This is a genomic window from Arthrobacter gandavensis, assembly GCF_039528575.1.
Taxonomy (GTDB): domain Bacteria; phylum Actinomycetota; class Actinomycetes; order Actinomycetales; family Micrococcaceae; genus Arthrobacter_B; species Arthrobacter_B citreus_B.
On the sequence record NZ_BAAALV010000002.1, the window covers coordinates 222,047 to 243,328 of the forward strand.

At 62.2% G+C, this 21,282-nt stretch carries 18 protein-coding genes and 2 tRNA genes; 8 read left to right on the forward strand and 12 right to left on the reverse strand.

All coding sequences use genetic code 11. The annotated features are described in order from the left end of the window. Positions 1-25: 25 nt before the first annotated feature. From ABFX29_RS04255 to dnaA, 12 genes are all read right to left on the reverse strand, one after another. Positions 26-967 carry a DMT family transporter gene (locus ABFX29_RS04255; protein WP_152225161.1) on the reverse strand — a complete coding sequence of 314 codons (942 nt, stop codon included), beginning with the start codon at positions 965-967 and terminating at the stop codon, positions 26-28. A 151-nt stretch (positions 968-1,118) separates the two neighbouring features. Continuing rightward, a tRNA-Ala gene (locus ABFX29_RS04260) sits at positions 1,119-1,191 on the reverse strand. A gap of 67 nt (positions 1,192-1,258) precedes the next feature. Further along, positions 1,259-1,378, reverse strand: coding sequence for a DLW-39 family protein (locus tag ABFX29_RS04265; protein ID WP_211372315.1), 120 nt, complete (start codon positions 1,376-1,378; stop codon positions 1,259-1,261). 44 nt (positions 1,379-1,422) lie between these two features. Continuing rightward, positions 1,423-1,496, reverse strand: a tRNA-Ile gene (locus tag ABFX29_RS04270). Positions 1,497-1,606: 110 nt separating this feature from the next. Beyond that, a complete protein-coding gene (locus ABFX29_RS04275; protein ID WP_091600872.1) occupies positions 1,607-2,113 on the reverse strand; it encodes a DUF3566 domain-containing protein in 507 nt (168 codons plus the stop codon). Continuing rightward, positions 2,110-4,743, reverse strand: coding sequence for a DNA gyrase subunit A (gyrA, locus tag ABFX29_RS04280; RefSeq protein WP_152225163.1), 2,634 nt, complete (start codon positions 4,741-4,743; stop codon positions 2,110-2,112). Before gyrA ends, ABFX29_RS04275 begins: the two co-directional genes overlap by 4 nt. A gap of 48 nt (positions 4,744-4,791) precedes the next feature. Then, positions 4,792-6,858 carry a DNA topoisomerase (ATP-hydrolyzing) subunit B gene (gene gyrB, locus ABFX29_RS04285; RefSeq protein ID WP_152225165.1) on the reverse strand — a complete coding sequence of 689 codons (2,067 nt, stop codon included), beginning with the start codon at positions 6,856-6,858 and terminating at the stop codon, positions 4,792-4,794. A 283-nt stretch (positions 6,859-7,141) separates the two neighbouring features. Further along, entirely contained in the window at positions 7,142-7,687 is a 546-nt protein-coding gene (locus ABFX29_RS04290) for a DciA family protein (RefSeq protein WP_387013191.1), read from the reverse strand. Next, a complete protein-coding gene (gene recF, locus ABFX29_RS04295; RefSeq protein WP_152225167.1) occupies positions 7,671-8,855 on the reverse strand; it encodes a DNA replication/repair protein RecF in 1,185 nt (394 codons plus the stop codon). Before recF ends, ABFX29_RS04290 begins: the two co-directional genes overlap by 17 nt. Before the next feature lie 82 nt (positions 8,856-8,937). Next, on the reverse strand, positions 8,938-9,900 hold the full coding sequence (gene gnd, locus ABFX29_RS04300) for a phosphogluconate dehydrogenase (NAD(+)-dependent, decarboxylating) (RefSeq protein WP_152225169.1): 963 nt from the start codon (positions 9,898-9,900) through the stop codon (positions 8,938-8,940). Between the two features lie 67 nt (positions 9,901-9,967). Then, positions 9,968-11,092 (reverse strand): DNA polymerase III subunit beta, encoded by a 1,125-nt coding sequence (gene dnaN, locus ABFX29_RS04305; RefSeq protein WP_091600877.1) that lies wholly within the window; start codon positions 11,090-11,092, stop codon positions 9,968-9,970. A gap of 562 nt (positions 11,093-11,654) precedes the next feature. After that, positions 11,655-13,073 carry a chromosomal replication initiator protein DnaA gene (gene dnaA / locus ABFX29_RS04310; protein WP_152225171.1) on the reverse strand — a complete coding sequence of 473 codons (1,419 nt, stop codon included), beginning with the start codon at positions 13,071-13,073 and terminating at the stop codon, positions 11,655-11,657. A gap of 462 nt (positions 13,074-13,535) precedes the next feature. Between dnaA and rpmH the strand changes: the two genes are divergently transcribed. The 8 genes from rpmH to ABFX29_RS04350 all read left to right on the forward strand — a co-directional run bounded on the left by rpmH (position 13,536) and on the right by ABFX29_RS04350 (position 19,394). Continuing rightward, entirely contained in the window at positions 13,536-13,673 is a 138-nt protein-coding gene (gene rpmH, locus ABFX29_RS04315) for a 50S ribosomal protein L34 (protein ID WP_055854070.1), read from the forward strand. 61 nt (positions 13,674-13,734) lie between these two features. Further along, on the forward strand, positions 13,735-14,094 hold the full coding sequence (gene rnpA, locus ABFX29_RS04320) for a ribonuclease P protein component (RefSeq protein WP_152225173.1): 360 nt from the start codon (positions 13,735-13,737) through the stop codon (positions 14,092-14,094). Positions 14,095-14,108: 14 nt separating this feature from the next. After that, positions 14,109-14,498, forward strand: coding sequence for a membrane protein insertion efficiency factor YidD (gene yidD, locus ABFX29_RS04325; protein WP_211372316.1), 390 nt, complete (start codon positions 14,109-14,111; stop codon positions 14,496-14,498). A 9-nt stretch (positions 14,499-14,507) separates the two neighbouring features. Next, entirely contained in the window at positions 14,508-15,470 is a 963-nt protein-coding gene (gene yidC / locus ABFX29_RS04330) for a membrane protein insertase YidC (RefSeq protein WP_152225176.1), read from the forward strand. Further along, positions 15,467-16,000, forward strand: a complete 534-nt coding sequence (locus ABFX29_RS04335; RefSeq protein WP_152225178.1) for a Jag family protein — start codon at positions 15,467-15,469, stop codon at positions 15,998-16,000. Before yidC ends, ABFX29_RS04335 begins: the two co-directional genes overlap by 4 nt. Positions 16,001-16,054: 54 nt before the next feature. After that, positions 16,055-16,684 (forward strand): 16S rRNA (guanine(527)-N(7))-methyltransferase RsmG, encoded by a 630-nt coding sequence (rsmG, locus tag ABFX29_RS04340; RefSeq protein ID WP_152225180.1) that lies wholly within the window; start codon positions 16,055-16,057, stop codon positions 16,682-16,684. Positions 16,685-16,798: 114 nt separating this feature from the next. Beyond that, positions 16,799-17,938, forward strand: a complete 1,140-nt coding sequence (locus ABFX29_RS04345; RefSeq protein WP_246167190.1) for a ParA family protein — start codon at positions 16,799-16,801, stop codon at positions 17,936-17,938. 103 nt (positions 17,939-18,041) lie between these two features. Continuing rightward, positions 18,042-19,394 (forward strand): ParB/RepB/Spo0J family partition protein, encoded by a 1,353-nt coding sequence (locus ABFX29_RS04350; protein WP_152225184.1) that lies wholly within the window; start codon positions 18,042-18,044, stop codon positions 19,392-19,394. Positions 19,395-21,282: the final 1,888 nt, after the last annotated feature.

A 21,282-nucleotide genomic window follows, 5' to 3' on the forward strand; every position in this document is an offset into this window, starting at 1 on the left:
GGCGTCCGGTCCTCTTCGGTTTAAGTCACCGTTCCACGTCCCCGCCCAGCGCCGGCGGGGCCGGCGGGGCCGGCGGCAGCGGGTCCTCAGCACCGGAAGGGCGGCCCGTTCCCTTCTTCCTTGCCTGGCCCAGCAGAACGACGGCGAGGCCCGCCAGGATCACGGCCAGGCCTGCGTAGGTGCCCGCAGGAAGCGCCTCGGAGAGAAAGACCGCTGCGAGGATCGCTGCCCCCGGAATTTCCAACAGGATGATCATCGAGACGACCAGCGGGCTGATGACTGCCAGCAGATGGTTGAAGACAGTGTGCCCGAGCAGCTGTGCCATCACGGTGACGCCCAGGATCCCTGCCCAGGCGGCGGGAGAAAATCCGATAACGGGTTTCTGGAAGACCAGGCACAGGACGGCAAGAATGAGGGCACAGGAACCGTAGCAGAGGGTGGTGTACGTACCGGTGGACATGGTCCTCCGGGCTTTGCCGCCGGCAATGGTGTAGAGCCCTGCCAAGGCCCCTCCGGCAACCGCCAGGGCGTCTCCGAGCAGCGCTTCCGGAGACAAGGCCACATCGAATCCGGTGATAACCAGGACGCCGGCGAAGGCCAGCACTAGTCCGGCAAGGGTCTGGGCAGCAACCGGCCTGCCGCGAAAAACGTCGAAAAGCGCAATCCATCCCGCCTGCAGGCAAACGAGCGCGGTGGCAACCGCGACCGATGTCAGCTGCAGTGCCGTGATGAAGCAGGCAAAGTGAAGTGCCAGCGCAAGGGACGCCAGTGCAGTCCAGCGCAGTTCCGTCCGGCCCAGGCTGCGGAACTGGTCCTTGCCGCGAAGCCCGGCGGGAACTCCCATGATGATGGCGCCTAAAGCGTTGCGCCAAAAGGCAATTGCTAGGGCCGGCGCGGCCGTGGCTGCCATGATGGGTCCGGACGCAGAGACGCCCAGCACGCCGACAACGGCGAGGAAAAAGGTCATTCCCCGAGGTTATTGCCTGTGCCCGTTCCCTGGCCGTACCTGTGACGTACAGGCGCTCTTGTGTCGGCCGCCGCCCGGCGTCGGCTGGTGCGGGCGCAGGACTTCGGTTAAAGCAGAAAGTCCCGGCCAGTTGGCCGGGACTCTCTTTCGGTGGAGGCACGGGGACTCGAACCCCGAACCCCCTGCTTGCAAAGCAGGTGCGCTACCAATTGCGCCATGCCCCCGAATTTGGAACTTCACCAGTATATCCCACCTGTGAGGGTGGTCAAACCGGGCCGTTCCTAAGTGGAGCTACTCAACCTTGTCGGTCGAGGCCTTCCAGACGGATTTCTCCGCAGCAGTTTCCTGCCATTTCTTGAAGGCGAAGACTCCCGCTGCCGTTGCCGCTGCAATTGCAATCAGCTTCTTCACAGTGTCTCCTTGCCGTTGTGGTCAACCATTCTCATGGTCTTCCGTGGGCGTACCAGGACTTGAACCTGGGACCTCTTCGTTATCAGCGAAGCGCTCTAACCGCCTGAGCTATACGCCCCGATACCTCACCGGGCCGAGATAAGACTCTACCGTACCCTCGACCAGTTCAACAAATCCGCTGCGTTCTTCCGGTGCGGGCGTGCTGCCCGCACCGGAAAAGACGCGCAATTAGTCGTCGGTGAGGGTGACGCCGATGCCGCCCACCAGGGTGGAGGCGATGTTGTACAGCACGGCCGAAAGCATCGACAGTGCAGTCAGAAGCAGGACATTGACGACTGCGATGATCGTGGCGAATGACACCACCTGTCCCAGCGACGCAAACTCCCGCAGGTCGAATCCGCCGGATTCAGACCCGGCGATTTCACCCAGGAGCCGGTTTACCTGGTCGAAGATGCCGGTGAGGTCCAGGACCGTCCACAAGACAATCGCAGCCACAACCGTCACCACTCCGAGGGCAACGGAGAGCAGGAAGGACATCTTCAGGACCGACCACGGGTCGATCTTGCTCACCAGCAGGCGGGCCTTGCGGGCCTTCGCCTTGGGTGCCGGCTTGACCAGCGGCTGTCGGTTGCCGCCTGGCGCGCTCTGACCCGTCCCAGGCCGCTGGGCAGGCCGGGCCGGGGTCTTCACCCTCGGTCCGCCGCCGGACCTGGCGTTAGAGTTGGTCGAGCTCACTCGGTACCTCCATCTTCAGCAGACTGCGCGTCGCGCCCAGCCGTTTCGTCTGTAGACAACGGTACTTCATCCACGGATACCTCCACAGATTCGCCGCCGGCAGCTGCCTCGTCCTCGTCCGCATCCACGGCGAGGTCACGCTCGGAGTTCCGGGCCACCGCAATAATGCGGTCGTTCTTGTCCGGCTTGGCAAAAATGACGCCCATGGTGTCGCGGCCCTTCGCGGGGACCCCTGAGACTGCGGAGCGCACAACCTTGCCGCCCTGCATTACCACCAGGACCTCGTCCTCTTCCTGGACAACCATCGCGCCCACCAGGTGGCCCCGGTCCTCGTTGTACTTGCCAACCTTGATGCCCAGTCCGCCTCGGCCCTGGACACGGTATTCATCCACGCTGGTGCGCTTGGCATAGCCGCCCTCGGTCACGATGAAGACATAGGAGTCTTCGGTCACCACGTCGGCTGCGAGCAGCTCGTCGTCTTCGCGGAACTTCATGCCGGTGACACCTGATGTGGCGCGTCCCATGGGACGAAGAGCCTCGTCGGTCGCGGTGAACCGCAGCGACTGGCCCTTGCGGGATACCAGCATCAGGTCGTCCGTTTCGGAGACCAGCTGGGCCGAAACCACTTCGTCGCCTTCACGCAGGTTGATGGCGATGACGCCAGCCGAGCGGTTGGTGTCGTAGTCGGAGAGCTGGGTCTTCTTGACCAGGCCGCGCTTGGTGGCCAGCACCAGGTACGGAGCAGCGTCATAGTCGGGCAGGTCCAGAACCTGGGCGATATGTTCGTCCGGTTGGAACGCCAGCAGGTTCGCAACGTGCTGGCCCTTGGCGTCGCGTCCGGCTTCGGCCAGCTCATAGGCCTTGGCGCGGTAGACCCGGCCCAGGTTGGTGAAGAAGAGCAGCCAATGGTGCGTGGTGGTGACGAAGAAGTGCTCAACGACGTCGTCTCCGCGCAGCTGGGCACCGCGGATGCCCTTGCCGCCGCGGTGCTGCGCCCGGTAGTTGTCGCTGCGGGTGCGCTTGACGTAGCCGCCGCGGGTGATGGTGACGACCATTTCCTCTTCGGGGATCAGGTCTTCCATGCTCATGTCGCCGTCGTAGCCCATTAGGACCTTGGTGCGGCGCTCATCTCCGTGCTTGTCCACGATCTCGGCCAGCTCTTCGCTGACAATGCTGCGCTGGCGTTCCTCGGAGGCGAGGATGGCGTTGTACTCGGCGATTTCAAGTTCGAGCTTGGCGTGCTGGTCCTGGATCTTCTGCCGTTCCAGGGCTGCCAGGCGGCGCAGCTGCATGTCCAGGATGGCCTGGGACTGCAGTTCGTCGATGTCCAGCAGCTGCATCAGGCCGGTGCGGGCTTCGTCCACGGTGCTGGAGCGGCGGATCAGGGCAATGACCTCATCCAGTGCATCCAGTGCCTTGAGCAGGCCGCGCAGGATGTGAGCGACTTCCTCGGCCTTGCGCAGCCGGTAACGGGTACGCCGGACGATGACCTCGAGCTGGTGGGTGACCCAGTGCCGGATGAACGCATCCAGGCTCAGCGTGCGGGGCACACCGTCAACGATGGCAAGCATGTTGGCACCGAAGTTGTCCTGCAGCTGCGTGTGCTTGTACAGGTTGTTCAGCACAACCTTGGCGACGGCGTCGCGCTTGAGGACGATTACCAGGCGCTGGCCGGTGCGGCCGGAGGTTTCATCGCGCATATCGGCGATGCCGGTGATCTTGCCGTCCTTGACCAGTTCGGCAATCTTGATGGCCAGGTTGTCCGGGTTGGCCATGTAGGGCAGCTCGGTGACAACCAGGCAGGTGCGCCCCTGTATTTCCTCCACGTTGACCACGGCCCGCATGGTGATGGAACCGCGGCCGGTGCGGTAGGCGTCCTCGATGCCCTTGTGGCCCAGAATCGTGGCGCCGGTGGGGAAGTCCGGTCCCTTGACCCGCTTAATCAGTTCCTCGAGCAGCTCCTCGTTGGAAGCCTCCGGGTGCTCCAGGTACCACTGCACACCGTCAGCCACCTCGCGCAGGTTGTGCGGGGGAATGTTGGTGGCCATGCCGACGGCGATGCCGGAGGAACCGTTGACCAGCAGGTTCGGGAAGCGGGCCGGCAGGATGGTGGGTTCCTGGTTGCGGCCGTCGTAGTTGTCCATAAAATCGACGGTTTCCTCGTCGATGTCACGGACCATCTCCATGGCCAGCGGTGCCATCTTGGTTTCGGTGTAACGCGGTGCGGCAGCGCCGTCGTTGCCCGGAGAGCCAAAGTTGCCCTGGCCAAGGGCCAGCGGTGCTCGCATGACCCAGTCCTGGATCAGGCGGACCAGCGCATCGTAGATCGCTGAGTCGCCGTGCGGGTGGTACTGGCCCATGACTTCGCCAACCACGCGGGCGCACTTGTTGAAGGACCGGTCGGGCCGGTAGCCGCCGTCGTACATCGCGTAGATGACGCGGCGGTGCACGGGCTTCAGGCCGTCGCGCACGTCCGGCAGGGCGCGCCCGACGATGACCGCCATGGCGTAGTCCAGGTAGGAGCGCTGCATTTCAGTCTGCAGGTCAATCTGCTCCACGCGGTCGGAGATGACGTTCCCGCTGACGGGTTCGAGCTCGCCTCCGGGGACCTCCGGGGTCTCATCACTCATTGGTTGTGTTCCGTTCTAAGTTCTTAAAAAGTCCGGGTAGCTGCGGCACTAGATGTCCAGGAACCGGACATCCTTGGCGTTCTGCTGGATGAAGTTGCGGCGGGACTCGACGTCCTCACCCATGAGCACCGAGAAGACCTGGTCCGCGGAGGCGGCATCATCCATGGTGACCTGCAGCAGCGTGCGGTGGTCGGGGTCCATGGTGGTGTCCCAGAGTTCGGTGTAGTCCATTTCACCCAGGCCCTTGTAGCGCTGGATGCCGTTGTCCTTGGGCAGGCGCTGGTTGTTGGCCAGGCCGCGGGCCACGACTTCGTCGCGCTCCCGGTCGCTGTAAACGTAGTCGTGCGGGTGGTTGGACCACTTGATGCGGTACAGCGGGGGCTGCGCCAGGTAGACGTAGCCCTGCTCGATGAGCGGACGCATGTAGCGGAAGAGCAGCGTCAGCAGGAGGGTCGTAATGTGCTGGCCGTCGACGTCGGCATCGGCCATCAGCACGATCTTGTGGTACCGGGCCTTCTCCACGTCGAAGTCCTCGCCGATCCCGGCGCCGAAGGCCGTGATCATGGACTGCACTTCGGCGTTGGAGAGGGCACGGTCAAGGCGGGCACGCTCAACGTTCAGGATCTTGCCGCGCAGCGGCAGGATGGCCTGCGTTTCGGGATTCCGGCCGCGCACGGCCGAACCGCCTGCCGAGTCACCCTCCACAATGTAGATTTCGGACCTTGAAGGATCCTTGGAGGAGCAGTCCTTGAGCTTGCCGGGCATTCCGCCGGACTCCAGCAGTCCCTTGCGGCGGGTGGATTCGCGTGCCTTGCGGGCAGCGAGCCGCGCCTGGGAAGCCTGGATGGACTTGCGGATGACGTCGCGGGCCGGACCGGGATTGCGTTCCAGCCAGTCACCAAGCTGGTCGGTCACCACGCGCTGGACGAAGCCCTTGACCTCGGAGTTGCCGAGTTTGGTCTTGGTCTGGCCTTCGAACTGCGGTTCGGCGATTTTCACGGAGATGACTGCGGTAAGGCCCTCACGGATGTCGTCGCCCGTGAGGTTGTCGTCCTTCTCCTTGATGATGTTCTTCTCGCGCGCATAGCGGTTGATCAGCGAGGTCATGGCTGCACGGAAACCTTCTTCGTGCGTGCCGCCCTCGTGGGTGTTGATCGTATTTGCGTAGGTGTGGACGCTTTCGGAGTATGCGGTGGTCCACTGCAGGGCCATTTCCACGGCCATCTTCTTGTCATTGTCTTCGGTTTCGAAGGCAATGATGTCGTCGTGGATGACCTCCACCTTTTTGGAGCTGTTCAGGTGGTGGACGTAGTCCAGCAGGCCGTTGGCGTACATGTAGTCGACCATGCGGTGCTTTGGGGCGTCCTCGGCATCGGTGGCGTCGTCGGCGATTTCCTCAGCCGTCTCGTCCGGTGCACGCTCGTCCGTCAGGACAATGCGCAGGCCCTTGTTCAGGAACGCCATCTGCTGGAAGCGGGCGCGGAGGGTCTCGAAATCGAACTCTGTGGTCTCGAAGATTTCCGGGTCCGGGTAGAACGTTTGGGTGGTTCCGGTTTCTTCCGTTTCCTCACCCTTACGCAGGCTGCCCACCGGGTGGCCGCCGTTCTCGAAGGTCTGCCGCCATACGAAGCCCTGACGCTTGACTTCGGTTTCGACGCGGGCGGAGAGGGCGTTAACCACTGAGATGCCAACGCCGTGCAGGCCGCCGGAAACGGCGTAGCCGCCGCCGCCGAACTTGCCGCCGGCATGCAGGATGGTCATGACCACCTGGACGGTGGGCATGTTTTCCGTCGGGTGCATGTCCACGGGGATGCCGCGCCCGTTGTCGGATACCCGGACACCGCCGTCAGCCTGGAGAGTTATATCGATGCGGTCGCAGTATCCGGCGAGGGCTTCATCAACCGAGTTGTCCACCACTTCGTACACCAGGTGGTGCAGTCCGCGGGGACCGGTGGAACCGATGTACATACCCGGGCGCTTGCGCACAGCTTCCAGGCCTTCGAGGACAGTGATCTCATTGGCACCGTATTCGTGCGGCGCCAGGGCCTCACTGTCTTCCTGGGGGACGGGCTCCGTGTTGTCTAGCTCGTTGCCAAGCTCATTGTCGTTAGCCACAGGTGCTGTCGACTCCTCTTGTGTCGGTCAGAATTTGGCACCCCGTCCTGCAGCGGACAGGGGACCTCTATTACCAATTCTACCGTGCTAAGGGGACCTTTGCTGGCCAAAACACCCCTCCAGCGGCCACTAAAGCGGGTTATGAGCGGTTTTCAAGCGGTTCCACGGCTCCGGATACGTCCTGCGGGGTTTGCAGCCCGCAAACCCGCACGGAAGGCGTGTGAACGCGAGCACAATTAGAGCGTTTTTTCAACAACTTTTTTCGCACCCACCCCACAGTCAACTATCCGTAGGTGTCCCGGGGGCCGCGGCCCTTGACGCTGCGCAGGCCCTTGCGCCAGTTAGGCGCCGCCGGACCGATCACTTCGATGCGTGTGACGACGCCGCTGCCGAGTTCGGCGTCGAAGCGTTCAATCAGTGTCTGGCGCAGCAGCCGCAGCTGGGTCGCCCAGGCTGTGGAGTCACACCGGACCTGCACGGTGGTGTCGGAGAAGGACTCGGGCTTGCAGTGGGCGCTGACATCCGGACCAACGAGCTCTTCCCAGCGCGAGATGACAGACCCTACCGCCACCGGCGAATTCCAGCCGCGTTCGTTAACGAACCGGCTGAAAACCTTGCCCAGGCCCTGGGGGTCGCGTCCGGTGTACTCCCCCGGAATGAACGGCGTTGATTTTCGTGCCTGTTTCCGTCTGGTGGCCGGCATCCGCTGGTTCCCGCGGGCCTGCGCTGCCTGCCGCATCCGGTTCAGCTGTTCCTGGGCGGCATCCGGAAGATCATTTGCGACGGGTTCCGAACCGCTCCCGCCAGGTGCCTCATCCTGCGGCTGCACGGATTCCTCCGGGGATGACGGGGATCTGGTCTCCGGCCAGGGCTTCGGGGATGTCTTCGGCAACTGCAGCAGTCACGAGTACCTGTTCGGCTCCCGCCACGATCGATGCGAGCCGGCCGCGGCGGCCGGCATCGAGTTCAGCGAAGACATCATCCAGGATCAGGATGGGACCCGACCCGGGCGTCGGATCGTCGTCGCGCAGCAGGTAGTAGGACGCCAGGCGCATAGCCAGGGCAAGCGACCAGGTCTCGCCGTGGGAGGCATACCCCTTCGCCGGTGCCTGCCCCAGGGAAAGCTCGACGTCGTCGCGGTGCGGGCCCACCAGCGATACTCCCCGGTCGATTTCGCGTTTCCGGTTCGCGGCGAACGCCTGCAGGAACCGCTCGCGGAGCTCTTCCTGAGTCAGCCCCAGCAGCTCCGCCGGATCGGCGCCGGAGGGTGAGGCGCCGTCGTCGTCCACTTCGCCCAGCAGCGTTGAACGGTATGTCCCGCTGACTTCCTTCGAACCGTCGGTTAGGTCTTGGTAAGCACCTTTCAGATGCGGGCTGAGCCGGTCAAGTGCCTGCAGGCGCGCGGCAACCAGCTGCGCACCGGCCTCGGCCATGTGATGGTCCCACACCTCGAGGGTAGCCTCATGGGCAGAGGTGAACCGGCCGCTGATCCGGGCGGATTTCAGCAGGGCATTGCGCTGCTTGAGGACCCGCTCATAGTCCGCACGGGTCGCGGCGTGCCGCGGAACCAGGGAAACGATCAGGTCATCGAGGAAGCGGCGGCGGGACGACGGGTCGCCCTTGACCAGGGCAAGGTCTTCCGGAGCGAACAGGACGGTGCGGCAGATGCCCAGGATGTCCCGGGCACGCACCGGGTTGGCGCGGTTGATGCGTGCCCGGTTGGCCCTGCCGGGGTTGATCTCCACTTCCAGCGCCGTGGACTGGGAACCGCGGACAACGCGTGCCCGTACCAGGGCCTGCTCGGCGTCGAATGCGACCAGCGGCGCATCGGAACTCACGCGGTGGGATGAGAGCGAGGCCAGATAACCGATCGATTCGACGATGTTGGTCTTGCCCGTGCCGTTCGGGCCCACGAATACGCTGACGCCGGGGTTCAGGCTGAGATCCAGCTGCCCGTAGCTTCGAAAACCGGTCAGGGAAAGGTAATCAACGTACACGCTGCTCCACCTGGGCCTGCCTTCCATTCCTTGCATCTGCCATCCGGCCGCCTGCGGCCTTCCGCATCCAGCCTACAACCGCTCACTCCGGGGCGCCGGTTTCCCCGATTGCCTGTTCGGCCTCCGTCTGGGAACGCTGCGCCGGTGCCGCGGTGTCCGGACCGGAAGCCTGCCTTACGGCGTGGCCGCCGAATTGTCCGCGCAGGGCCGCGACCAGCTTCATGGCCGACGAATCCTCCTGCCGCGAGGTGAAACGGGCAAACACTGCCGCTGAGATCACCGGGGCCGGAACTTCAGCGGCCAGCGCTTCCTCCACGCTCCAGCGGCCCTCACCCGAATCCTCGACAAATCCCGCTATCCGGCTGAGCCCCGGGTCCTCCTTCACGGCCCTGACGGCCAGTTCCAACAACCAGGAGCGGATAACCGTTCCGCTTTGCCAAGCACGGAGAATGCCGCCTACATCCTGGATGATTTCCTGGGATTCGAGCAGTTCGTACCCCTCGGCGTAGGCCTGCATGAGCCCGTATTCGATGCCGTTATGCACCATCTTGGCGTAATGGCCCGCACCGACGGAGCCAGCGTGCACGAACCCGTCGGCCCGGTCCCCTTCAGGGCGGAGGGCGTCGAAGACCGGCATTGCTTCGGCGACGTCGGTCTCGTTTCCGCCCACCATCAGGCCGTATCCGTTTTCCCGGCCCCAGACTCCTCCCGAGACACCGCAGTCCAGGTACCGGATGCCCCGGGACGCCAGCTGTTCGGCATGCCTGAGGTCATCGGTATAGCGGGAATTTCCGCCTTCGATCACGAGGTCCCCCTCGCTGAGGACCTCAGCGAGGTCGGTAACCACCGCCGAGGTGGCGCTGCCGCTCGGGACCATGACCCACACGAGGCGCGGAACCGTTAGCTGGGCGGCCAGTTCCGTCAGCGAGCCGGCGTCGGAGAGCACCGGGTTCCGGTCGAAGCCGGAGACCTGGATGCCTTTGGAACGCAGCCTTTCCCGCATGGGCAGGCCCATTTTTCCCAGTCCGATCAGGCCAATGTGCATTTCGGTTCCTTCCTGCTCAGGTCCACAGGCGTGGACTGGAAAGGCTCTCGAGATGCGGCGGAAAGCCTTACTGGTTAGGCAGCCGGACCGGCATCAGCAGGTACCGGTAGTCTTCCTGGTCGTCGCCGGTGAGCTCTTCCTGTGCGGAGATCACGGCCGGCTTCGGCGGGGTAGTGAAGGAGAAACGCACGTACTTGCTGGGGAAGGCACCAAGGCCTTCGCTGAGGTAGTGCGGGTTGAACGCGACGGTGATGTCGTCGCCGACGAGGGATGCTTCAAGCGCCTCGGAGGCCTGGGCATCTTCGCCGGTCCCGGCATCAAGGGTGACCTGACCGTCGGTGAAGGCAAGGCGCACCGGCGTATTCCGCTCCGCGACGAGAGAGACGCGGCGGACCGCTTCGACCAGGGCATGGGTTTCGACGGTGGCGTGGATTGGCGTGTTCTCGGGGAACAGGGACCGGATCTTCGGGTAGTCCCCGTCCACCAGGAGCGACGTCGTTCGCCGCCCTCCGCTTTCGAACCCGATAAGTTCGCTGTCCCCGGACAGGGCAATGTTCAGGTCCCCTCCGCTGCCGAGCGTTTTCGCCACTTCATTCAGCGTTTTTGCCTTCACCAGGGCGGAGGTCGAGATTCCCGGGGTGGCGGGCTTCCAGGGGAGTTCACGCAGGGCGAGCCGGTAGCGGTCGGTGGCTAGGAACGTAATGAGATCGTCTTCGATCTCCATCCGCACACCGGTGAGGATCGGCAGGGTGTCATCACGGCTGGCGGCGATGATCACCTGGGAAACAGCCTGCGCGAAGGCATCGCCGTCAACCACTCCGCTGACATCCGGGAGTGCGGGGAGCTCAGGGTATTCGGAGACCGGCATGGTTGCCAGGTTGAAGCGGCTGTTGCGGCAAGTCAGCGTGACCTTGGATCCGTCAGTTTCCACGTCCACCGGCGCCGAGGGGAGGCTGCGGCAGATCTCTGCCAGCAGCCGGCCCGATACCAGGATGGTGCCCTCTTCAGAGATGTCTGCAGGGATCTGCAGCCTCGCGGAAATCTCGTAGTCGAAGCTGGCAATGCTCAGGGAGCCGGACTCCGCTTTGATCAGCAGGCCCGAAAGCACCGGAACCGGCGGGCGGGGGGAGAGGGACCGTGCTGTCCACGTAACCGCCTCGGCCAGGACATCCCGCTCAACTCTGAACTTCACTGCAGGGTGCCGCCTTTCACAACGTACTTATCAGTACTACTGAATTTTCATGAACACGTGAGGGAGCAAATCGTGCGGCGCTGCCGCCCGGGCTGTCCGCCTGGGAATCACAACAATACTCTGTGCCAGCTTACCGCCAGCTTGGTTTTCCCTGCACGGAGTACGGGCAGGGAGGAGGCTTTGTGCGTTTGCCCAACAGGACCGGACACCATCTTCCCTGACCTTGATGAGCCTGCTTGGGAAGATCGGATGTTTGGCCCGGAAGGTCAGATGTTATTTGGTGGAACCCAATTTCTTAAGATTCGTAGTGTTAATAACTCCTGTGGATACTGTGGACAACTCGCCTCACCGGCCCGGATCTGCGATTTAAGCCTGTTGATAACTTGTGGATGGCCAGCCTACGCGCTGAGGCCGGGTGTTGGGAACTTTTTTGTCGTTCCGCGTATCCACAGGGAAGTCCACGATGTTCTGGGTTGTCCACCGAGTTATCCACACCCTTGTCCACATCTGTTAATTTCGAGCCCCTTCGGGGCCCTTACATCCCTGTGCTGGCGCGGATTTTCTAGGCTTCGCGCTGCTGCTGCTTGATCCGGTTCGTCAGTTCCGTGACCTGGTTGTAGATCGCCCGGCGCTCAGCCATGAGTTCGCGGATCTTCCGGTCGGCGTGAATCACGGTCGTGTGATCGCGTCCTCCGAGCTCCTGGCCGATCTTCGGCAGGGACATGTCTGTCAGTTCCCGGCAGAGATACATGGCGATCTGCCGGGCCGTCACCAGTGTCCGGGTGCGCGACTTGCTGCACAGCTCCTCCAGGCTGATCTGGAAGTATGCTGCCGTCTGCCCGAGGATGGAGGCCGCCGTGATTTCCTGGGCGCCGTCGTCAGTTATCAGGTCCTTTAGGACAATCTCAGCCAGTCCAACATCAACCTGCTGCCGATTCAGGCTGGCGAACGCGGTTACCCGGATCAGGGCCCCTTCAAGTTCGCGGATGTTGGTCGAGATCTTCGAAGCGATGTACTCCAGGACATCGTCCGGGGCGCTGAGCGAATCCCCGATGGCCTTTTTGCGCAGGATCGCAATGCGGGTTTCCAGCTCCGGAGGCTGGACATCAGTGAGCAGGCCCCATTCGAAACGCGAACGCATGCGTTCCTCGAAGCCCGAGAGCTGTTTGGGCGGCAGGTCGGAGGTGATCACAACCTGCTTGTTGTGGTTGTGCAGGGCATTGAAGGTGTGGAAGAACTCTTCCTGGGTCGCGTCCTTGTTGGCGAGGAACTGGATGTCGTCAATCAGCAGGATGTCAACGTTGCGGTAGAGCTGCTTGAAGCTCGCACCCTCGTCATAGCGGATGGAGTTGATGAAGTCGTTGGTGAATTCCTCGGAGTTCACATAGCGCACCCGGATGCCGGTGTAGAGGTGACGGGCGTAATGTCCGATCGCGTGCAGCAGGTGGGTCTTGCCCAGCCCCGAGTCGCCGTAGATAAAGAGCGGGTTGTAGGCCTTAGCCGGGGCCTCTGCCACGGCAACTGCTGCAGCATGGGCAAACCGGTTGGAAGAACCGATGACGAAAGTCTCAAAAACGTACTTGGGGTTCAGCCGGCCGAATTCCTGGGAAGTGCTCGGAGGGGTGGGAGACGGTGCGCTCTCACCGGAAGGCACAGGTGAGGGGGAGGACTCTTCCGGTTCCGGTTCCGGTTCTGCCTGAACTACGGGGGTCAGGTCGGCGTCGATAACGAATGCGCACTGGATATCGGCCTGGAAAACAGTCTTGAGGACCTCGTCAAGGATGTTCTTCAGCTGTGTCTGGAGGACTTCGCGCGTCAATTCATTGGGAACGGCCACCAGCAAGGTGGTTCCGATCAGGCCCTGCGCCTGGGCCAGGACAACGAAGCCGCGCTGCCGGGGCGAGACCCTGTCATCGGACTCCAGCGTTCGGATGACCTTGCGCCAGGAGCTGCCGACATCGTTGATTTCGTCCGTACCCACAAAAACCTCTCGTGACGCCCGCTGGGGGCGGTCTAAGAAACCGGGATCCAGGCCTGGATCCCGGAGGGCTCATCCACAGACTTATACACAGCAGTGGATAAACGCCCCGCGCCAACTCTAGATCAAGTTTTCCCCAGCCGGTAGCTGGATTCCCGCGGTCCCCCGCGACTTGGGATGTCTCTCACAATGCCACGCCATGGCGCGATCTGGGGCACTTGTCCACAGGTGTTGATAGATCCAGCCCCACAGGCCGCGCACCGCCGGTTTGACTGGATTCGGGGTCTCACCTAACGTTGAGTAGTCCTTTGTGTCTGCTATCTGCACTCATTCATGCCCATCAGGGTTCTGGGAATCAGGGTCCAGGTCCGGGTTGAGCGTAGTCAGTCACATGAAAACTTAGCGCCGCTTGTGCTTCCCCCTTGATGCAGCAGGCGCAGCGCATATTGTCTTGGAGTAACCACCGTGAGCAAGCGGACTTTTCAGCCGAATAACCGCCGTCGTGCCAAGAAGCACGGCTTCCGCCTTCGCATGCGTACCCGTGCCGGCCGTGCCATCCTTTCTGCACGCCGTTCCAAGGGCCGCACCGAACTGTCGGCGTAAAACAGCCTTAGGTTTGCCGATGCTGCAGCAGCAGCTCAGTCCCACCACCTTGGCGTCCTGAATGCTGGCCGCGAGGAACCGGGTACGGTCGTCGGCGGATTTTTCCCATACCGTACGTTCCGGTGCCCGAAGCGGGCGCCGGAACGTAGTCTTATATGCAGTGCCAAACCCGGCCGCGCCTACGCGCGTCGGGTTCATTGTGTCGAAGGCGGTCGGGAACGCCGTGACACGCAACCTCGTTAAGAGAAGACTGAGAGAAGCAGCAGCGCAGAGCCTGGCAGAAAACCCCACCGGGTTGGACATTGTCGTCAGAGCCCTGCCGGCGGCGGCGTCGGCGTCGTGGGCGCAGTTAAGCGCCGACTACGCGGCTGCCCTCTGCGCATGTTTGAACAAGCTTTCCCAGCAAGTTCCACACAGATGAGGGAGGGGCAGAACATGGGCCGCACCGGAAGTGATCCGGCGAAGGCCTCTGTCAGTGCTGCCTTTTTCCGCGCTGTCCTGCTCTTTTTCTGGCACCTGCCGCGGAATCTTCTCATCGGTTTCCTCATCGCCTACCGCAAGGTAGTCTCCCCGCTCTATGGGCCGGTGTGCCGCTTCTTCCCCTCCTGTTCGGCTTACGCCCTGGAGGCCGTTACCGTGCACGGCGCGGTTAAGGGGACCTGGCTGGCTGCCCGGAGGCTCGTTCGCTGCCACCCCTGGAACGACGGCGGAGTGGACCATGTGCCCGCGGGCCGCCGGAGCTGGCCCCAGGAGTCAGTCCCCAAGATTATTGTGCTGAATCATCCCGTGATTCCGGCAGACGAAGACAGCCGCTCGGCGGCTTGAGGAGTGTAAATGGGTTTCTTCGACACGATACTGTTCCCCTTCAAGTGGGTGGTGTCATGGATCATGTGGATCTTCCACGAGGGATTCGTCTTCCTCGGAATGGATGCCGCCTCCGGTTGGACCTGGACACTGTCCATCATTGGCCTCGTGATCGTGATCCGGGCTGCGCTGATTCCCGTCTTCGTCAAGCAGATCAAGGCCCAGCGCGGGATGCAGTCGCTGCAGCCGGACCTGCGCAAGCTGCAGCAGAAGTACAAGGGCAAGACCGACCAGCTCTCCCGTCAGGCAATGACGCAGGAGCAGATGGCGCTCTACAAGAAGCACGGCACCAACCCCTTCGCGGCCTGCCTGCCGATGCTGATCCAGATGCCGTTCTTCTTCGCCCTGTTCCAGGTCCTCAACGGTGTTTCCAACGCCAGCGCCGGCGGTGAGGGCATTGGCGCCCTGACGCCCGCGGCGATCACCCAGTTCGATGAAGCAACCATCCTGGGCGCACCGCTTTCCTCCTCGCTGCTCCACGGTTTCGGCACTGAGGGCCACACTTCCGTCATCGTTCTCTCGGTCATCATGATCATTGCCATGACTGCCTCGCAGTTCATTACGCAGAAGCAGATCATGTCCAAGAACATGTCCGAAGAAGCGCTGCAGAGCCCGTTCATGCGCCAGCAGAAGATGATGCTGTACGTACTGCCGCTGGTATTCGGCGTTGGCGGCATCAACTTCCCGATCGGTGTCCTGATCTACTGGACCACCACCAACCTGTGGACCATGGCGCAGCAGTTCTTCGTGATCCGCCGCATGCCTACCCCCGGATCCCCTGCCGCCAAGGCACTGGCCGAGCGCCGTGCACGCAAGGGCCTGCCGATGGTTCCGCTGCTGGGTGAGAAGAAGGCCGAGCCGGCCGAAGAAGTACCCGTCCCCGCAAAGGGCCAGCGCCAGCAGCCCCAGCGCAAGAACAGGAAGAAAAGATGAGTACTGAGCACGTCGACGAGACCGTAGAAGAACTGGCCGCCGGGAACGGTGCTGCAAGCCGCCTGGAGGAGGAGGGCGATGTAGCCGCCGACTACCTCGAGGAACTGCTTGATATTGCCGATATCGATGGTGATATCGACATTGAGGTCCGCAGCGGGCGTACCTACATTTCGGTCGTTTCCGAGGAAGGCGACGACTCCGGGCTCCAGTCCCTCGTAGGGCACGACGGCGAGGTCCTGGAAGCGCTTCAGGAGCTGACCCGCCTCTCCGTGCTGACGGCTACGGACAACCGCTCACGCCTCGTGCTGGATATCTCCGGATACCGCAAGGAGCGCAGCGAGGAACTGCACCGCATCGCCGAGGACGCCGTCTCACGCGCCAAGACCTCGGGCAAGGACGTTGCCCTGGCTCCAATGAGCGCGTACGAACGCAAGATCGTGCACGACGCCGTCGCCGAGCTGGGACTCGTCAGCGAATCCGAGGGTGAAGGCGCAGGCCGGCACATCGTGGTTTCCCTGTCCGACGCGTAGCGCCGTCAGTTCCGGAATCCGCGAGTACTCATCTAAGACAAGGATTGTTTTCACGTGGTTGAGATAACGCCTGCCGAACACTCGGCGGCGGTTAAGGTTTTTGGTGACCGCCTGCCTCTGGCCGAGCGTTACGTTGAGCACCTGGCAACATCGGGCATGGAGCGGGGCCTTCTGGGGCCGCGGGAAGTTCCCCGGCTGTGGAGCCGCCACGTGCTTAACTGTGCCGTTGTCGCAGACCTTATTCCGCAGGGAAGCAAGGTCGCCGATGTAGGATCCGGAGCCGGGCTGCCGGGCCTATGCCTGGCGATCGCCCGTCCAGACCTTTCCATGACGCTCATTGAACCCCTGGAACGACGGGTGACGTGGCTCAACGAGGTCATTGAGGATCTCGAGCTCGGCAATGTCACGGTGATCCGCGGGCGCGCTGAGCAGGCTGTGGGCAAGGTGGACGTTGACGTTGTCACCGCCCGTGCCGTGTCGGCCCTCTCCGGTCTCTCCGGTCTAACGATCCCGCTCCTAGGCGGATCCGGTGTGGTCCTGGCCATCAAGGGCCGAAGTGCAGCCGAGGAAATAGAGAAAGCCGCCAAGCAGATTCGCAAGCTTGGAGGGAAAGAAACCACGGTAGTGACTGCCGGGGAAGAAATCCTTGAGGAGCACACCACAGTCGTACGGATTGTGGTCTAGTCCCGCACAGCGTTCATCCGCTGTGCACACACCCGGACCGATCCCGGTATTTCGCGGGGCAGCCGATAGGCTAGTGGCAGTAATGCCTTATGTTGTGAAAGTGAGCATGTCCCGGTGAGTGTGCGCGATTCTGCCGCAAAACGAATTCCCCCCTTTGCCGCGCTCGGCTCTGCCTTCTCATCGCCTTTCTCGAGGTCACAACCTCAAGAGGTTGAGGAGCCGTCCGCTCACTTGCCTGTTTCACGTGAAACAGGACATGCTGTTGCAACACAGTCTGCCGGCGCATCCGATGTGCCTGATTCCGAGACCAGCGAAGGTGGTGTAGCCGGCCAGGCGGTCCTCCCGTCCGAGTCGGTAGACGTTATGGATCTGATGGACGAAAGCACGCCCCTGGCCCGCGAGTTGGCCAGCGAGACCCGCCGCCGCGAAAAGTTGATGGGCCGCGTGCTGCCGCGTCCGGCTGAAACCCGGATCATGACTGTGAGCAACCAAAAGGGCGGGGTGGGCAAGACGACTACCACCGTCAATATTGCGGCCGCGCTGGCCACCGCAGGCCTGAACGTGATGGTCATCGACATTGACCCTCAGGGAAATGCCTCAACGGCCTTGGGAATCGATCACCGAGCCGACGTTGAGAGTATCTATGACGTCCTGATCGACGACCTGCCGCTGGCTAACGTTGTGGCCCAGTGCCCTGACATCAAGAACCTGATCTGTGCCCCTGCAACTATCCACCTCGCCGGTGCCGAGATTGAACTGGTGTCCCTGGTGGCGCGCGAGCAGCGCCTTCGCAGGGCAATCGATGTGTATGCCGCGGAGCGCAAGGCCGCGGGTGAGGAACGGCTGGACTACATCTTCATCGACTGCCCGCCAAGCCTTGGCCTGCTGACCGTGAACGCGTTCGTGGCAGCTAGGGAAGTCCTGATCCCCATTCAGTGTGAATACTATGCGCTGGAAGGCCTCAGCCAGCTGCTCAAGAACATCGAAATGATCCAGAAGCACCTGAATGCGGACCTCGTAGTTTCGACCATCCTGCTTACCATGTACGACGGCCGAACCAACCTGGCTGCCCAGGTTGCCGCCGAGGTTCGGGAGCACTTCCCGCAGCAGGTCCTTTCCGCCGTGGTGCCGCGTTCGGTGCGCATCTCCGAAGCACCGAGCTACCAGCAGACCGTCATGACGTACGACCCTTCGTCCACGGGCGCACTGTCCTACCTGGAGGCCGCTGCTGAGATCGCTCAGCGCTCCGTCTAGACACTCCCTCCTGGTTGCCGGGCACCGGCTGCCGCGAACCGTAGAATACATTCACAATCAATCCATGCCGCTTGCTGTGTGTGCATAAGGGAAGGACTTACCCATGACCGAAAAGCGTCGTGGTTTAGGCCGGGGTCTGGGTGCGTTGATCCCCAGTACCGCTGAGCCTGTCGAAGCAACTGAATCCGGCCAGCCTGCGCGTGCAGGCCGGCCGGTTGACCTGTTCTTTACTTCCGTGAGTGAGGAGACAGGCCCCGGACGCAGCAGCGGACCCCGCCGTGGAGCGGGAATCAACAAAGAAGCGTTGCGAGCCCCGGCTAAGAAGAAACCTGCAACGCGTTCGACGTCGACCCGCGCGGCCAAGGGAAGCGACAAGCCCGTACCCTCCGCAGGGGAAGCTGCATCGGCCGAGAAAACAGGGCGTACAGCCCCTGTAACGGCTGGCAAGGCAGTAACCGGTGCCGGCACGCGCAAGGGCGTCTCGAAGCCCGCAGAGAAGCACGCCAGGCCGGCAGGAGGCGATCCCGCGCGGACTGACACGCGGGTAGCTGCGGCCACCAAGGATGGGGGTGTGGTCCCGACCGCCGCGGCCGAACCTGATGACGTTTCACGTGAAACCCTGATGGAAGTCCCCGGCGCCCGCTTTGCTGAGCTGCCTATTGATTCCATCCACCCCAACCGCAAGCAGCCACGCAGTGTCTTCGATGAAGAGGACATGTCGGAACTGGTGCATTCCATTCGCGAAATCGGCGTCCTGCAGCCGATTGTGGTCCGTCCCTCTGCAGAGGGCGACGCAGAGCACCCTTATGAACTGGTTATGGGTGAAAGGCGGTGGCGGGCGAGCCGGGAAGCTGGCCTGTCTGCAGTCCCGGCAATCATCCGGTCGACCCAGGATGTTGACCTTCTTCGCGACGCGCTGCTGGAGAACCTGCATCGCAGCCAGCTGAACCCGCTGGAGGAAGCCGCCGCTTACCAGCAGCTGCTCGATGATTTTGAGTGCTCCCATGAAGAGCTCGCGGAACGAATCGGCCGGTCCCGCCCTCAGATCTCCAACACGCTTCGGTTGATGAAGCTCCCTCCGCTGGTGCAGCGGCGCCTTGCTGCCGGCGTACTTTCGGCGGGTCACGCCCGCGCGCTCCTAGGCCTCAATGTGCCGGCCGAGATGGAGAAACTTGCGCAGAAGATCGTGGCTGAAGGCATGTCTGTCCGCGCCACGGAAGAAGTCGTATCGCTGTCGGACGGTATTCGACGGCCAGCTAAGGAAGCAAAACCCAAGGTTGGAGCCAGGCACGAGCGACTCGACTACCTGGCAAATTCGCTGTCCGATCGGCTGGATACAAACGTCAAGATCACCCTTGGGGCGCGAAAGGGAAAAGTTAGTATCGAATTCGCCAGCGTCGATGACCTGAATCGCATCATGGCAGTGCTGAACCCCGTTGAAGGGCCGGCGTCCTAGAGCGTAGTTAAAAAGTGTCCCCTGTTTCACGTGAAACAGGGGACACTTTTTTGCACTTAGTATGGGGGCCGGGACCGGAGCCCCGCGTTACGAAGCCGGGAGCTGCTGGACACATATATATCGACGCACTCAGAAGCGCACCAGTCGCACGTCACCAGCACGGGCTTTTGCGGACAAGGGCGTTTCACGTGAAACAGTTCGTTTAGTTGCCACCCGTGAGTGCTCTGTCGCTGTAGCTGGTTGACCGTAGCGATATTGCACTACGCCCTAGCAGCCTTAGTGGTAGAACCAGCAGACGCCTGGCGCGTTCCGATGTCCCGAATGCACCTCTAGGGCTTGGTATTCTCTGCGTCGGCGGTCAGCTCGTCTCTTCGACCGATCCAGAATGAAAGCGGCTGTCCGGTGATAGTGCTGTTTCACGTGAAACCAGTGCCGCGCTTTGTGAGCGAAAGTAGAGGTGGCCTGACTTTGATGAGACTTTATCCTGCGCCCTGGAGCTCCCCAATGGATCCTCTTCGACGATCACCGCTTAGCTCTGGCCTCGCTGCAGGGGAAAGTTGGTCTGCTCAGTTGTTTCCCGTGGACTTTGTTGTGGTCCAGTGGGTACTCATCGCCTTTGTAGCTGCGGCTATTTAGTCGTGTTTTGTTTGGTCATAGGCAGGAACGTCTACTTGTTCTTTGAGGAGGGTTCTGTACGACTCCGGGAACGTGAGACTGGCGCACCCGAGGATGCGTGCAGCCGCGCTGTACCGCGAGAGTGCCGCGGTAACTGACTCAGAGTTTCACGTGAAACGTCGGCCGTTCCTGCACTGCCATGGCCGGGGCCTCTCGAGCAGCGATGGGTCCCATTGCCAGGTGCGCGAAATATGACCATGGATGTGCAGGTGTTCATCTCCAGGCGCCCCGCGCGATCGGACGGAGAGAACCATGCTCATACGTGAAAGGTTGTGAAACGCCACCACGTACTCAGAGCCGCGCAGAACTGAGCGTCCGCTACCGACCGATTAGTCCGCGAGGCACGGTCTCTGTAGGAGGGTGGCGGAGGCACCATCCGCTTGTTTCACGTGAAACAAAGCTCGGACCGCCGGGAGGCCGCAATCCCTGCAGTCGACGGCGAGGACCAGCCTGGTCGCTGCGGGAGTGTGCGGGGTCCGCCCCGGCGAGTCTGACACAGAGGGACCTGGTTGCTGAAGTTTGCTAGCTCGCTATGGGGCTTTGGATGGCCCCAAGATGTGGCGGGCTAGTCTCGTCACCAGTCACCCCACGAGCAGGTGGAGGTGCGGTCGGTAAGCCGGAAGAGCCGCGTGGCTGTGCCAGCTGATCCCACCGCTTGTAATGACTGGAGCATCTCTTCGGGCGATGCGGGTTGGTCTCTGCAGTTTCCGTGTCGCGATACTGGTGCGCATTCTCGTGCATTGCCAGCATTGGTTTGTATATGGCAAGGATGCCAACGTCAGGGGACGTCCCTATGAGACGGCATGAGGTTTGCCCAGATTCCCATCAGTAGGGGGGGTGGCACACCTATTGCGTACTAGAAGGAAGTCCGTTCCACGTGAAACAGACGCACTTCGGAGGACCAGCTTTAGGATCTGCCACGTACAGAAAGGACAGGCCTTGGCCCTGTACTGCAAGCCCGTAATGGGAGGGAGCAGCGGCGCTTACGTCGGTGGCGCCGGCATTTGAGATCTCATCCTCGGAGTAGCTAGGCGCGGATAGCCACAGGATGTGCCATAGGGTAAACAGCGGCCGCCCACGGGTGGATATGTTTCTAGAATCGGAGAATCATACAGGGGAAGAGTTCTGAGCTCATGGCGGATGCCTCTGTGCTGGCGCTCAGCGGCCCCAAACTCTCTCTTTCTGCCACTCTGTCGAACTGCCCTCGGAGCCT

Coding starts and splice junctions, on each gene's coding strand:
- ABFX29_RS04255 (WP_152225161.1), bottom strand. CDS start 967: ATGACCTTTTTCCTCGCCGTTGTCGGCGTGCTGGGCGTCTCTGCGTCC.
- ABFX29_RS04335 (WP_152225178.1), top strand. CDS start 15,467: ATGAGTACTGAGCACGTCGACGAGACCGTAGAAGAACTGGCCGCCGGG.
- gnd (WP_152225169.1), bottom strand. CDS start 9,900: ATGCACATTGGCCTGATCGGACTGGGAAAAATGGGCCTGCCCATGCGG.
- yidC (WP_152225176.1), top strand. CDS start 14,508: ATGGGTTTCTTCGACACGATACTGTTCCCCTTCAAGTGGGTGGTGTCA.
- yidD (WP_211372316.1), top strand. CDS start 14,109: ATGGGCCGCACCGGAAGTGATCCGGCGAAGGCCTCTGTCAGTGCTGCC.
- gyrA (WP_152225163.1), bottom strand. CDS start 4,743: ATGAGTGATGAGACCCCGGAGGTCCCCGGAGGCGAGCTCGAACCCGTC.
- ABFX29_RS04350 (WP_152225184.1), top strand. CDS start 18,042: ATGACCGAAAAGCGTCGTGGTTTAGGCCGGGGTCTGGGTGCGTTGATC.
- rnpA (WP_152225173.1), top strand. CDS start 13,735: ATGCTGGCCGCGAGGAACCGGGTACGGTCGTCGGCGGATTTTTCCCAT.